Annotated in this window: 8 protein-coding genes; 1 reads left to right on the top strand and 7 read right to left on the bottom strand. The window is 69.8% G+C overall.

Annotation, left to right across the window (positions count from 1 at the left end; translation table 11 throughout):
* Positions 1 to 48 precede the first annotated feature (48 nt).
* A complete protein-coding gene (locus N5I75_RS22865) occupies positions 49 to 2,955 on the bottom strand; it encodes a vitamin B12-dependent ribonucleotide reductase (protein ID WP_476680034.1) in 2,907 nt (968 codons plus the stop codon).
* A gap of 135 nt (positions 2,956 to 3,090) precedes the next feature.
* Complete coding sequence (gene nrdR, locus N5I75_RS22870; RefSeq protein ID WP_476680036.1) at positions 3,091 to 3,639, bottom strand: transcriptional regulator NrdR; 549 nt, start codon at positions 3,637 to 3,639, stop codon at positions 3,091 to 3,093.
* A 549-nt stretch (positions 3,640 to 4,188) separates the two neighbouring features.
* Here nrdR and lexA point away from each other — a divergent pair.
* Positions 4,189 to 4,974 (top strand): transcriptional repressor LexA, encoded by a 786-nt coding sequence (lexA, locus tag N5I75_RS22875; RefSeq protein WP_476680038.1) that lies wholly within the window; start codon positions 4,189 to 4,191, stop codon positions 4,972 to 4,974.
* A 156-nt stretch (positions 4,975 to 5,130) separates the two neighbouring features.
* Here the strand turns inward: lexA and N5I75_RS22880 are convergent, their stop codons facing one another.
* The 5 genes from N5I75_RS22880 to N5I75_RS22900 all read right to left on the bottom strand — a co-directional run bounded on the left by N5I75_RS22880 (position 5,131) and on the right by N5I75_RS22900 (position 14,231).
* A complete protein-coding gene (locus tag N5I75_RS22880; RefSeq protein ID WP_476680040.1) occupies positions 5,131 to 7,128 on the bottom strand; it encodes an ATP-dependent DNA helicase in 1,998 nt (665 codons plus the stop codon).
* 40 nt (positions 7,129 to 7,168) lie between these two features.
* Positions 7,169 to 9,157, bottom strand: a complete 1,989-nt coding sequence (locus tag N5I75_RS22885) for an IucA/IucC family protein (RefSeq protein WP_476680042.1) — start codon at positions 9,155 to 9,157, stop codon at positions 7,169 to 7,171.
* A 99-nt stretch (positions 9,158 to 9,256) separates the two neighbouring features.
* Positions 9,257 to 10,231, bottom strand: a complete 975-nt coding sequence (locus tag N5I75_RS22890) for a GNAT family N-acetyltransferase (RefSeq protein ID WP_476680044.1) — start codon at positions 10,229 to 10,231, stop codon at positions 9,257 to 9,259.
* A gap of 78 nt (positions 10,232 to 10,309) precedes the next feature.
* Complete coding sequence (locus tag N5I75_RS22895; protein WP_476680128.1) at positions 10,310 to 12,118, bottom strand: IucA/IucC family protein; 1,809 nt, start codon at positions 12,116 to 12,118, stop codon at positions 10,310 to 10,312.
* A 601-nt stretch (positions 12,119 to 12,719) separates the two neighbouring features.
* The gene (locus N5I75_RS22900) at positions 12,720 to 14,231 is read right to left on the bottom strand and encodes a diaminobutyrate--2-oxoglutarate transaminase family protein (protein ID WP_476680130.1); all 1,512 of its coding nucleotides are present in this window, start codon (positions 14,229 to 14,231) and stop codon (positions 12,720 to 12,722) included.
* Positions 14,232 to 14,435: the final 204 nt, after the last annotated feature.

Here is a 14,435-nt window from a genome sequence, read left to right on the forward strand (position 1 = left end):
AGGGGCGGCGGGACCGTGCTGGTCCCGCCGCCCCTCCGGGTCAGGCGATCAGCTGCAACCGCTGGTGGAGCCGCAGCCCTCGCAGATGTAGCAGGAGCCGGCCCGCTGCATCTTCGTACCGCAGGAGAAGCAGAGCGGGGCGTCGGCCTGGATGCCCAGCTGCATCTCGACGAGCTCGGCGCTGGTGTGCGCCTGCTGCGGGACGGGCTGCACGGCGGCGGCCTCGGCCTTCGGCGTCTCGACGGCCTTCAGGGACTCGGTCTGCGCCGTCTGGACGGGCGCCGACTGCGCGAGGCCCTCGACGTCGACCTCGTCCTCGGAGGGCTCGTAGGAACCCGTCTCCAGGTGACGCTGACGCTCCTCGGCGGAGTGGATACCGAGCGCGGACCGGGTCTCGAAGGGCAGGAAGTCGAGCGCCAGGCGGCGGAAGATGTAGTCGACGATCGACTGCGCCATCCGCACGTCCGGGTCGTCCGTCATGCCCGCCGGCTCGAAGCGCATGTTCGTGAACTTCGAGACGTACGTCTCCAGCGGCACTCCGTACTGCAGACCCACCGAGACAGCGATGGAGAAGGCGTCCATCATGCCCGCGAGGGTCGAGCCCTGCTTGGACATCTTCAGGAAGACCTCACCGAGACCGTCGTCGGGGTAGGAGTTGGCGGTCATGTAGCCCTCGGCGCCGCCCACCGTGAAGGAGGTGGTGATGCCGGGACGGCCCTTGGGGAGGCGCTTGCGGACCGGGCGGTACTCGACGACCTTCTCGACCGCCTTGCGGATCTCCGCCTCGGTCTTCTCGGTGACCTCGGCCTTCTCCTTCTCCTTGGTCTTCGCGGAGAGGGGCTGGCCGACCTTGCAGTTGTCGCGGTAGATGGCGAGCGCCTTGACGCCCATCTTCCACGCCTCGAAGTAGACCTCCTCGACGTCCTCGACCGTCGCCGTCTCCGGCAGGTTGACGGTCTTGGAGAGGGCGCCGGAGATCCATGGCTGGATCGCGGCCATCATGCGGACGTGGCCCATCGCGGAGATGGAACGCTCGCCCATGGCGCAGTCGAAGACCTCGTAGTGCTCGGTCTTCAGACCCGGGGCGTCGATCACATTGCCGTGGTCGGCGATGTGGGCGACGATCGCCTCGATCTGCTCCTCCTGGTAGCCCAGGCGGCGCAGGGCCTGCGGGACGGTGCCGTTGACGATCTGCATCGAGCCGCCGCCGACCAGCTTCTTGAACTTGACCAGGGCGAGGTCGGGCTCGAGGCCGGTGGTGTCGCAGGACATCGCGAGACCGATGGTGCCGGTCGGGGCGATGACGGATGCCTGCGAGTTACGGAAACCGTTCTTCTCGCCGAGGCGGACCACGTCCTGCCAGGCTTCCGTGGCGGCGGCCCAGATCGGGGTGTCCAGGTCGTCCATGCGGACGGCCGCGGTGTTGGCGTCGGCGTGCTGCTTCATGACGCGCTGGTGCGGCGTGGCGTTCTTGGCGTAGCCGTCGTAGGGGCCGACGACCGCGGCGAGCTCGGCCGAGCGCTTGTACGACGTACCCGTCATCAGCGAGGTGATGGCGCCGGCGAGGGCGCGGCCGCCGTCCGAGTCGTAGGCGTGGCCGGTCGCCATGAGCAGGGCGCCCAGGTTCGCGTAGCCGATGCCGAGCTGGCGGAAGGCGCGGGTGTTCTCGCCGATCTTGTCCGTCGGGAAGTCCGCGAAGCAGATCGAGATGTCCATCGCGGTGATGACCAGCTCGACGACCTTGGCGAAGCGCTCGACGTCGAAGGACTGGTGGCCGAGGCCGTCGTCCTTCAGGAACTTCATCAGGTTCAACGAGGCGAGGTTGCAGGACGTGTTGTCCAGGTGCATGTACTCGCTGCACGGGTTCGAGCCGTTGATGCGGCCGGACTCCGGGCACGTGTGCCACTGGTTGATGGTGTCGTCGTACTGGATGCCGGGGTCGGCGCAGGCCCAGGCGGCCTCGGCCATCTTGCGGAAGAGCGACTTGGCGTCGACCTCCTCGATGACCTCGCCGGTCATGCGGGACGTCAGGCCGAACTTGCCGCCCTGCTCGACCGCCTTCATGAACGTGTCGTTCACACGGACCGAGTTGTTGGCGTTCTGGTACTGGACGGACGTGATGTCGTCGCCGCCCAGGTCCATGTCGAAGCCCGCGTCGCGCAGGGCGCGGATCTTCTCCTCTTCCTTCACCTTGGTCTCGATGAAGCCCTCGATGTCGGGGTGGTCGACGTCGAGGATGACCATCTTGGCCGCGCGGCGCGTGGCGCCACCCGACTTGATCGTTCCAGCGGAGGCGTCGGCACCGCGCATGAAGGAGACGGGGCCCGAGGCGTTGCCGCCGGAGGAGAGCAGCTCCTTGGAGGAGCGGATACGGGAGAGGTTCAGGCCGGCGCCGGAGCCGCCCTTGAAGATCATGCCCTCTTCCTTGTACCAGTCGAGGATCGACTCCATGGAGTCGTCGACGGACAGGATGAAGCAGGCGGAGACCTGCTGGGGCTGCGGCGTGCCCACGTTGAACCACACCGGCGAGTTGAAGCTGAAGATCTGGTGCAGGAGGGCATAGGCCAGCTCGTGCTCGAAGATCTCGGCGTCGGCGGGGGAAGCGAAGTACTTGTAGTCCTCGCCGGCCTTCCGATAGGTCTTCACGATGCGGTCGATGAGCTGCTTGAGGCTCACCTCGCGCTGCGGGGTGCCGACGGCACCCCGGAAGTACTTGCTGGTGACGATGTTGACCGCGTTCACCGACCAGAACTCGGGGAACTCGACGCCACGCTGCTCGAAGTTGATCGAGCCGTCGCGCCAATTGGTCATGACGACGTCACGGCTCGCCCATTCCACCTCGTCGTACGGGTGCACGCCGGGGGTGGTGTGGATGCGCTCGATACGCAGACCCTTGGTGGCCTTGGTTCCCTTGGTACGGGAACCTCGTGCCGGGCCGCTCGCCGTCTCTGTCATGCCGCCTCCCATATACCGGGCTAAAACGCCCTGAAGTGCCGCGAAATTCCGTGGCACGGTGTGTGTCTTGTGTCGCGGACGCCGCTCATGCCGCCCGCAACAGGTCTGTGGATACCGCCGCTGTACCGGATCCGGTCAGTCGGCGGCTTGGGCGGGCACGGGGACCTCCACGGCCCCACCGCTCCCGCCGTCACTCTCTACGCGCTCTCCGCCCGCGCAGCCCGACGCCGCCGTGTCGAGCACCTGTTCCCTCAGTTCCGCGATTGCAGACTCGAAGTCCTCCAGCGAATCGAACGCCCGGTAGACGGACGCGAAGCGCAGGTAAGCGACGAGATCAAGCTCTTGGAGCGGACCCAGTATGGCCAGGCCCACGTCGTGGGTCGTCAGTTCGGCACTTCCGGTGGCCCGCACCGCTTCCTCGACCCGCTGGCCGAGCAGAGCCAGCGCGTCCTCGGTCACCGGCCGCCCCTGGCACGCCTTGCGCACACCATTGATCACCTTGGTGCGGCTGAAGGGTTCGGTGACCCCGCTCCGCTTGACGACCATCAGCGAACACGTCTCCACCGTCGTGAAACGACGGGAGCAGTCCGGACACTGACGGCGTCGGCGGATCGAAGTGCCGTCGTCGGTCGTGCGGCTGTCGACGACACGACTGTCGGGATGCCTGCAGAAGGGACAGTGCATGTACTCCCAACCCTCCTCATGGCACGCCTCACTAGCCTCGAGAGGCTGTTCCCGCCCCTCGAAGCAGCCCCAAGCATAGGTGATGACCTCGGCCGATAAACCACCGGGACCACAACCCCTGGGCTGCTGATGCCATCCAACCACTAGATGTGGTGTTCGGCTGCCTTTGGGGCACTAGAGCGTGTCGTCGAAAGCGGAGTCGTCCGCACACGGCCCGGAAACACCACAGGCCACAGCCCTCGACCGGACCCCGACCGACCTCCGCCCGGAGTCGGATCGGCCCGACGCACGCGAGAAGGGGGCGGTGCCCGGTGAGCGAGGCCGCCAATGGCAGACTGGGACGGCCCTCAGAGCGAGTCTCGGCCTCGGCGGTGAAGCGTACCGGATTGAACCGAAATGCCGCTCTTCCTGGCTGCTAGCCATACACCCAGGCGCGTGATCACGACAAGCAAACTACGGTTTTTCACTCGAACGTGTGTTTGGCGCAACCTTTCGAAAGGAACTACCGTTGGCTAGCTAGGGAGACATTCTCGAGAGGGGCCGACCGACGTGACCACCACCGCAGACAGTGCCACGATCACTGCCCAGGGCCGCGCCCAGGGACGACTCGAGCCGGTGCATGCCGTGAATGACGCAGCCATGACCCAGGAGGGGCCCAAGCCCGGCCGCTCCTTGCCCGGCCGACCTCCAGGCATCCGCGCCGACAGCTCGGGGCTCACCGACCGCCAGCGTCGTGTGATCGAGGTCATCCGGGACTCGGTGCAGCGTCGCGGGTACCCGCCGTCGATGCGGGAGATCGGCCAGGCCGTCGGCCTGTCCAGCACGTCGTCGGTGGCTCACCAGCTGATGGCTCTCGAGCGCAAGGGCTTCCTGCGCCGCGACCCGCACCGCCCGCGCGCCTACGAGGTGCGGGGCTCGGACCAGCCCAGCGCGCAGCCCACGGACACGACGGGCAAGCCGGCGGCCTCGTACGTGCCGCTCGTCGGCCGAATCGCCGCCGGCGGCCCGATCCTCGCCGAGGAGTCGGTCGAGGATGTCTTCCCCCTCCCCCGGCAGCTCGTCGGTGACGGTGAGCTGTTCGTCCTCAAGGTCGTCGGTGACTCGATGATCGAGGCCGCGATCTGCGACGGCGACTGGGTCACGGTCCGCCGCCAGCCCGTCGCGGAGAACGGTGACATCGTGGCCGCGATGCTCGACGGCGAGGCCACCGTCAAGCGCTTCAAGCGCGAGGACGGCCACGTCTGGCTCCTCCCGCACAACGCGGCGTACCAGCCGATCCCCGGTGACGAGGCGACGATCCTCGGCAAGGTGGTGGCGGTCCTCCGCCGGGTCTGACTCTCCCTGACCGGGCCCCGGAACCAACTGCGCCGGTTCCGGGGCCCAGGGCTGTCCGGGCTCGGCGCTGCCGGGGCGGGTCGCTCCGGTTTACGGCGGACGCGGGCCCCCGCCCGGGTCACGACAGACGCGGGGCTAGCCTCATACCCCGCCGCGCTACTTCCCCTCCGCCTTCGCCGCCGCGTCGATCGCCGCGAGCGAGCGCCGCGCCTGGTTGCGGTCCGTCGTGTACCAGAAGTCCGGCATAGAAGCCCGCAGGTAGCTGCCGTAGCGGGCGGTCGCCAGGCGAGGGTCGAGCACGGCGACGACGCCGCGGTCCCCTGTCGCGCGTACGAGTCGGCCCGCTCCCTGCGCCATGAGGAGCGCGGCATGTGTCGCCGCCACCGCCATGAAGCCGTTGCCGCCCGCCTCCTCGACTGCCTTCTGGCGGGCGCTCATGAGCGGATCGTCGGGCCGGGGGAACGGGATCTTGTCCATGACGACGAGCTGGCAGCCGGTGCCCGGTACGTCCACGCCCTGCCAGAGCGACAGCGTGCCGAACAAGCAGGTCTTCGGGTCTGCGGCGAAGTTCTTGATCAGCTCACCGAGGGTGTCCTCGCCCTGCAGCAGGATCGGATATTCGGGGACCCGGGTCCGCAGCTCCTCAGCCGCTGCCTGGGCGGCGCGCATGGAGGAGAAGAGCCCGAGCGTTCTCCCGCCGGCCGCCTGGAGCAGCTCGGTCAGCTCGTCCATCATGTCGGTCCGCGTGCCCTCACGGGCAGGACGGGCCAGGTGCTTGGCGACGTAGAGGATGCCTTGCCTGGGGTAGTCGAACGGCGAGCCCACGTCGACGCCCTGCCACACCGGCACATCATCGCCCTGGGTGCCCTCGGGCGCGAGGCCGAGCGAAGCCCCGACGCCGTTGAAGTCCCCGCCCAGCTTCAGGGTCGCCGACGTCAGGGTCACCGAGCGGTCGGTGAAGAGCTTCTCGCGCAGCAGGCCCGATACGGACATGGGGGCGACCCGCAAGGACGCCCCGCTCTGCCGGAACGAGGAGCCCGCGCGAGGCTCGTTCCGCTCGTACCAGACGACGTCCCACTCCGAACCGTTCGTGATCCGCTCCGCGACATCGTGGATCGTCTCCACGGAGGCGAGCGCCTGCTTGCGTACGGCGTCCTCGTCCTGGACGGACTTGTCCCGGGTGGCGCCGATGGCGGAGATGACCGTACGGGCGGCGTCGCGCAGCGCCATCAACGCGTAGCCGAGGTCCTCGGGGATCTCCTCCAGACGGCCGGGGAGGGCCAGCTCCATGAGCCGCTCGAAGCCCTCGGCGGCGGTCTGGAGCTGGTCGGCCGCCTTCTCGTTCACCAGCTTGGCGGCACGGCGCACGGCACGGTTGACCTGGCCGGGCGTGAGCTCGCCGGTCGCGACCCCGGTCACCCGGGACACCAGCTCGTGCGCCTCGTCCACGATCAGGACCTCGTGCTCCGGCAGGACCGGGGCGCCCTCGATGGCGTCGATCGCGAGCAGCGCGTGGTTGGTGACGATGACGTCCGAGAGCTTGGCGCGCTCGCGGGACATCTCCGCGAAGCACTCCTGCCCGTACGCGCATTTCGACGCGCCCAGACACTCCCGGGACGACACCGAGACCTGGGACCAGGCGCGGTCGGAGACACCGGGCGTGAGGTCGTCCCGGTCGCCCGTCTCCGTCTCGTCCGCCCAGTCCCGCATGCGCAGCAGATCCTGCCCGAGCTTGCTGGTCGGCGCGGCCGCCTCGAACTGGTCGAAGAGCCCCTCCTCCTCGTCCTGCGGCATGCCTTCGTGGAGACGGTGCAGGCAGAGATAGTTCGACCGGCCCTTGAGCATGGCGTACGTGGGGCGGCGACGCAGCAGGGGGTGCAGCGCCTCCACCGTGCGCGGCAGGTCCCGCTCGACGAGCTGGCGCTGCAGGGCCAGCGTGGCCGTGGCGACCACGACGCGCTCCCCGTGCGCCAGCGCCGGCACCAGATAGCCGAGGGACTTACCGGTGCCGGTGCCCGCCTGGACAAGCAGATGGGAACCGTCGTCGATCGCCTTGGCGACGGTCTCGGCCATGGTCACCTGGCCAGGGCGCTCCGTGCCGCCGACGGCGGCGACGGCGGCGTGCAGGAGCTCGGGGAGTGAGGGCTTCGTCATAGCTCGACCACCCTAAACGGACCCACTGACAATCCGGCGATCACGGTTGATGGAGGGGGTTGGCCACGGTGCCGTGCACGGCGGCGTGCGGGCGGTGGGCCCGGTCGCGGTAGCCGTCGAGGTGGAGGCGGTTGCGGTTGAGGCACAAACGCTCGATACGGGGTGTGAGCAGGTCGAACATCTCGTACCGCTCCTTCAGCTCGGGGAAGCGGGCGTGGTGGCGGAGAATCTCGGCGCGCACCAGGGACCAGAACTCCGTCTCCGAAAGGTTGAGTTGTGCCTCGCACAGGGGCGCCAGGTAGCGGAAGACGCCGACGAAGAGCCCGGAATGGATGAACTGCGTCAGGAAAGCGGGACTCTCTGTGAGCAGTACGGCCCGGACGTCGTCCGGCATGGACTCGAGTTCCGGGAGCGGATGCCCACTGACATTGACGTCGTCCACGAAGTCCTTGACCGCCAGGCGCACCGGTACGTCGTGCTCGTCGAAGACGATGATGGCGTTCTCCCCGTGCGGTGAGAACACGGTGCCGTAGTGGTACAGGAAGCGCAGCAGGGGCGGCAGGATCGCGGCGAAGAGGTGGCGCAGCCAGGTCTTCGCATCGAGTCCGGAGCGCGCAATAAGTTCTGTCGTGAACGCGCGTCCGCCGGGATCGACGAGTAACAAGGAGGCGAGAGTACGGGCCCGCTCGCCGGGAGCGAGGTAGCGGGTCACCGGCTCCCGCCAGATGGCACCGAGCAACTCTTTGTACTGGTAGGGAACTTCGTCGAGGCCCCCGTACAAGGGATGCCGCACCGCCACGGATGCCACCTCGCCCAGCAGGATGACTCCGCACTCGTCCCTGAGGAAGGGGTCCGCATCGCGGAGGCCGTGCATCCAGGTGGTGACGGCGGGAGCGGCGACAGTGCGCTCCGTCGGAAGTCCACGCCACACAAGGGTGTTGAGAATCGACAGCGGCAGTTTGACCGTGTGCCGCTCCGGGCGGCTGGTGTTGAGAAACGTACGGATCGATTGCTGGGGCAGTCGGACGTCGCCGTCCGCAGGCAGCGGAACGATCACGTCCGCGGCAATGGAGGGAGCGAAGAGCGGAACCACCGTGTCGTCCCACTGCCAGGGATGCACCGGCAGGTAGAGGTACGTGTCCGGGTCCAGGCCCCGTGCGCGCAGGTTGTCCGCGAACAGTTGGCGGGTCGCCGCATCGAGTTCGCGGGAGTAGAGACGTTCGGCGGATTCCAGACCGGCGGCGCCGCGGTATGTGGCGAGGCTGGTGTGCACGGCGATCCAGGGGAGGCTCGTGGGGCGCCGTGCTTCCGGCGCCCAGCGAGAGGTGTCGGTCGCCGAGAAACCGAGCCGTCCTTTGTTGAGGACGATCCAGGGGTGACCGGTCTGGTGGCCCTCGAGTTCGGCGTACCCGAGGTCGGCGAGGTGGGACGCCGTCATCGCGGTGTGGTCCAGGCGGGCGTCCGCGGCGAGAGTGATGGAGAGCTCGCGGATGAGGTGGCCGAGGGTGGTGCCGTCGAGGCCGATGAGGTGGCTGATGCGGAGGAGGAAGACGAGGGGGTCGGTGAAGCGTTCGGAGGCGGCCGAGGTAGGGGGCGGGGCTGCGTCGTCGTCCGCCGACGTGGCGGGGGTGACGGCCGACGCGACGGCTGCGATTACGGGAGTGTCGGCCGACCCCACGGAGGTGACCACGTCGTCGTCCGCCGCGCTGGGTTCGGCGAACCACTCGATGCTTTCGGCGTCCACCTGCCAGCTGCCGTACGCGCCCCGGCGGGCCCTGAACCGGAGCGTGCCCCCGCCGGTCTCCGAATGCTGTCCCTGAACGTCCCGGTCCGTCTCCTTCTCCACCCGGTCCCGGCCGGGGACGGTCAGGGTGTACGGGTGGTGGCCGGGGGCGGTGACCGTCTCCGGGTCGACAGGCAGTGGCCGGAGGATCTCCTCGTACGCGAATTCGCCGATCAACTTCGCCAGCAGACGCGCTCCCGCCCTGTCCCAGTTCTCTCGCGTGAGCTCGGGCGGGTCGTACAACACGGGCGGCTCTACCGGGTTCGTAACGACTGGCGATTTCGGCACGGGAACTCCTCGCGAGGGAACCGGATCGGGTCGAGCGGTGTACTACGAGTGACCAGGTCAAAGCAGGGTGCGCAGGGCCCGGTCACGGACCATGAGCGCGGCCCGTTTGTCGGGGAGGTCCACCTCGGCGGAGAAGCGGAAGCCGGCGCTCATGAAAGCGGAGACGGAAGGGGTGTTGCGAAGGTCTGGTTCTGCGACGACGCGTCCGCACTGCGGGCGATGGTCGAGTACGAGGTCGGCCACGGCTTTGAGGAGCGTGGTTCCGAGTCCCCTGCCGCGATTGGCGACACCACCGATGAGGAGGTGGATCCCGGTGTCGTGCGGACGAGCGGGGTAATGACGGGCCAGCGGATCGAGGTCGGCGCGGTAGATCTCCCAATAGCTCATGGGTGTGCCGTCGAGGACGCCGAGACAGGGCACGCTGCGGCCGTCGCCGTCCAACTGCGGGCGCAGATGGTCCGCCGTGACGGTCTCGGAGCCGGCAAGTTCCCAGAAGGCGGCCACGGCGGGGTCGTTCATCCAGCGACTGATGAGCTCAAGGTCCCGTTCGATGCGGGCCGGGACGAGCTGGAAGACACCGGAGGGAGTGGTGACCGGTCCCCACTCCCCCACGTGGTCGAGCAGGTCGGGCCGGGGCGCGCGGGTGAAGGCGGGGACGCTCCATGGCCCGCCGCCCACCCCGCGCTTGGGGGGCCGCCCGTTCTGACCGAGCCGCCCGCCCGGCGCGTCCTGGCCGTCCCGCCCATGCCGTTCGGCCTGCCCGCTCTGTCCGCCCCGCCCGTAGCTCTCGACGGGCCTCCCGTACGCACCGTGGCCTCCCTGCCCTCCCTTCCCTCCCTGCTCGCGCGGGCCGTCCTGCTCTGCGATGAGCGCCACCACTTCATCGGACAGACGCAGGTCGAGCGTGTCCTGGCAGTCCGGGTCCGTCGGCGCGACGGTGGCCTCGTCCGGATCGGCACCGGCGGCGGTGACGGTGGCGGTGGCGGGCTCCGCGGCGGCCTCGGCGCCGGTAGTCGCATCAGCAGGGGGCACGGCAGCGCTCCTCTCAGGGAGTGGTGCGGGGTTCAGTAGGACGGGCGGGGCCTTCTGGTCGGCTCGTGGACGAGGACTTCAGACATGGAGGGGGTTGGTGAGAGTGACGTAGACGGATTGGGTGTCGACGGGGCCGACGAGTTCGTCGAGGCCGTGCAGCCGGGTCAGGAGGTTCGCTTTGCAGCGCAGCTCGGGTGAGTCCAGCAGGCGGCTCGGCAGCGGACTGCGCAGTCGGGTGGCGCCGGTGGCGGCCTCGACGAGGAAGCGACGGAACGCGGCGAGCAACAGACGCTCGTCGGCGAGCCGTTGCGAGCCGAAGGCGCCGATGAGGCCGAAGACGTTGTTGATGGCGAGGTAGTAGGCGAACCGCTCGTCGGTGACGTCGTCGGAGACGAAGGTGTCGCTGAGCGCGCCGATGCCGGGGAGGCGCTTGTCGAGTTCGGCTCTGCGGGACTCGCGGAAGTAGTAGCCCTGGTTGTCGCGGTAGCGGCCGCCGATGGGCCAGCCGTCGGTGTCGAGCAGGAGGAGGGTGTTCTGCTGGTGCGCTTCGAGGGCGACACCGGCTTCGCTGTCGAGCCAGAGCACGGGGCGCACCACGTGCTCCAGGTAGCGCAGGAACCACTCGGTCGCGACGGCGCCGCGCGATCGTCCGGTCCGCGTCGTGAGGCGGGCGATGGTCTCGGCGAGGCGGGAGCTCATCGGGGTGCGGTCCACTTGGCCCGCCGGGTCGTACGGGGGCCGGGGCGAGACGAAACCGGCGATGCACGAGACGTCGTCGCCAGGGCGGAAGGGGTTGTTGCGGATCATGACATCGATCCCGGGGACGGGGTCGCCGGAAGCGTCGTCGATCGCGAGCCAGGCCGGGTCGCGGACGATGTCGAACCCGGGGTGGGCGGCGCGCCACTGCTCGGCGAGGCCGTTGCGGAGCAGCCGGTGGACCTCGACGCCTCGGCGCAGTTCCTTGCGGAGATTCTCGCGCCGGGAGTTGGTGATCCGCAGGCCGAGGGAGAGCTTCAGCATCGCTTGGGTGCCGGGCCGGTACAGGGTGCGGACGGAGGAGGTGGGGAACCAGGGCTCGCCGTGCGGGCCGAGTTCGCGCAGCAGGCCGGCGTCCAGGAGGGCGGCGGTGGTCGGGCGGTGCCGCAGTTCGCGGAGCTGCCAGGGGTGCAGAGGCAGGGCGGCGTAGCCGTCCGGCAGAGGGAGGCCGGGTCCGGCGAGTTGGGAGGTGAGGTGGGGAGCGGGGATGGTGCGGCCGCGTTCGGTCCAGGCCGAGTCGTGGGCGAGGACGTCCGGAGCGACGGCGATCCACTGCAGGGAGAAGGAGCCGCGCAGTTCCGGTGAGTACAGGCGTGTTTCGGTCTCGGACAGCCCCTCGCGGCTCTTGGGCGTCGGGTGCAACGGGTGACCGAGGAGCAGTGCCTGTTCCCCGGCGAGGAAGCGGTCGGGGTCGTCCTCGCGGTGTTGACGGCGGTCGGCGATGAACTCGGTTGTGCGGCGGACGGAGTCGGCTACGCGGGCCACGAGGTCGCCGCCCTCGCCCGAGCCCGTGGCCCCGTCCTCGGTCGCGGTGGAGCCGGACTCAGCGCCCTCCGGCGGTGCGGATTCCCGGCTCAAAAGGGCGGCGAGGGTGACCGCGTCCACGCAAGGGGCGCCCTGGGGGCCGTCCTCCAGGTAGGGCAGGCCGAAGCGGTGCCAGCCGGTGAGGGACCAGTAGTGGATCGGGACGAGGAGGGCTGTGCCGCTCGCGGGCAGGGCGATGCGGAGGGCGCCGACGGGAGGAGGGGTGAGGTTGTTCTCGCGAACCCAACAGCGGAGCAGGTTCTCCACGGCCGCGAGCTGGGCGGCCGTAGCCGGATCGGGGTGCTCCAGCAGGTCGACGGCGTCCATCGCCTGGATGGCGCCCTTGGTTTGGACGGCGCCCTTGGCCTGCAAGGCGTCCGTGTTCTGGAAGCCGCCCTTGGCCTGGACGGCGTCCGCGTTCTGGAAGCCGCCCTTGGCCTGCATAGCGTCCGCGTTCTGGATCGCGGCCTTGGTCTGGATCGCGGCCTTGGTTTGGATGGCATCCGTCATCTGGAAAAGGTCCTCGTCCTCGGCCTGGATAGCGTCCGTGTCTGGGAAAGCGCCCTTGGCCTGGATGGCGTCCGTCGGCTGGAACGCGTCCGTGGTGCGGAACGCATCCGTGGCGTCGACGATGTCCGTGGCCCCGTCGGCGTTGAGAGTGCCGGTGGCGTCGGTGAGTGAGGTGTGCGGACGTTCGGCCTCTTGGACGCCGGTCTTGAGCCGGGGGGCCGCTTCGTGCTCCGGGTCGCTCGCGGTCTGCGGGTCGCAGGCGCCTGCGGCGAGGGGGCGGGGGCGGCCGTCGGATGCGGGAGTGGCGTTCAAGAGGGCTTCCTTGCGTGGGGTGAGAGGCTCCGTGGGGCGGTGGTCCGGCTTTTCCGGTTACCGCGGCTGTCGCTGGGGCAGGGCGTGCCGCCGTGTGCTGCTGTGGCTAGGAGTGCGTCCGGGCTACGGCGGCCAGGGCGTCCGCGAGCCGGTCGACGATCGCCGCTGCCTGTTCATCGGTGATGGTGAGGGGAGGCAGGAGGCGTACGACGCTGGAGTGGCGGCCGCCGAGTTCGACGATCAGGCCGCGGTCCAGGCAGGCGTCGCGGACGGCCGCGGCCAGCGCCGGGGCGGCGGGGAGCGGCATGGTCGCCGGTTCGCCGAGGAGGGGGTCGGCTGTGAGGTCGTCGGGGCCGGTGTGCAAGGCGCCGGCGGGATAAGCGGATCCCCCGGCGTCAGTGGCGGTGATCGCGCCCTCGGCCTCGTTGCCGGTACGGGCGGTGGCGGCGGCCGGCGCCACATGGGTGGTGGGGCGTGTGGCCCCTGCTGGGTCGACCAGTTCCACCCCGATCATGAGGCCGCGCCCTCGCACGTCGCCGATGCAGGGGTACTCCCGTGCCAGTGCGCGGAGTTGGGCCATCATGCGGGTCCCGAGGGCGCCGGCGCGTTCGGCGAGGCCGTTCTCGCGTACGTAGGCGAGGGTCGCGGTGCCGGCGGCCATGGCGAGCTGGTTGCCGCGGAAGGTTCCGGCGTGGGCGCCGGGGCCCCAGACGTCGAGGTCGTCACGGTAGACGACAACGGCGAGCGGGAGGCTCCCGCCGATCGCCTTGGACAGGACCATCACGTCCGGCACGACACCGCTGTGGTCGACGGCCCAGAAAGCGCCGGTCCTGCCGACCCCGGTCTGCACCTCGTCGGCGATCAGCGGGATCCCCCGGGCCTCGGTGAGCGCCCTCATGCGGCGGAGCCAGGTGTCGGGGGCGGGGATGACGCCGCCCTCTCCCTGCACCGGTTCAAGGATCATGCCGGCCGGGAGCGGCACCCCCGACTTGGTGTCGTCGAGGAGCGTCTCGGTCCAGCGGGCGGCGAGTTCGGCCCCGCGCGGGCCGCCGATACCGAACGGGCAGCGGTAGTCCTGCGGGTAGGGGAGGCGCGCGACCCGGATGTCCTGGGCGCCGCCCGATACTTCGAGGGCCCCGGCGGTCATGCCGTGGTAGGCACCGGCGAAGGCGAGGAGGCCGGGGCGGCCGGTGGCGGCGCGGACCAGTTTCAGGGCGGCTTCGACGGCGTCCGTTCCGGCCGGGCCGCAGAACTGGATGCGGGCCCGGTCGGCGAGGGCGGGCGGCAGGGTCTGGAACAGCTCGGTGGTGAAGGCGTCCTTGACCGGGGTGGCCAGGTCGAGGATGTGCAGCGGCGCTCCGGAGTCGAGCACCTTGCGGATGGCTTCGAGCACCACCGGGTGGTTGTGGCCGAGGGCGAGGGTGCCCGCGCCGGAGAGGCAGTCCAGGTATCGGCGGCCGTCCGCTCCCTCGATGGTGAGGCCGCGGGCCCGTACCGGCACGATCGGCAGGGCGCGCGCGTAGGTCCGCGCGGCCGACTCCCGCGCGGACTGGCGGCGCAGGATGCCGTCGTGCAGGGCGCTTTCGCGTGCGGATGTCCCGCGCGCATCCCCTTCCAAGGGGGCCTCTCCGGTCAAGGCCACGGCTGCTGGTCCTCCCGCTGCGTAGACGGCCGACTGGGCTCGTCGGCACACCGAAGGGCGGACCGAGTCGGCGGACACAGCAGCGAAGGGCCGTCCCGGCAGCACGCCAGGACGGTTCGAGGGCTGAGTGCCGACCGCGGACCCCCAGTAGGCCCTAACGACGAGGGCGCGGCGGAAACA

The organism is Streptomyces sp. R818, from assembly GCF_056172735.1.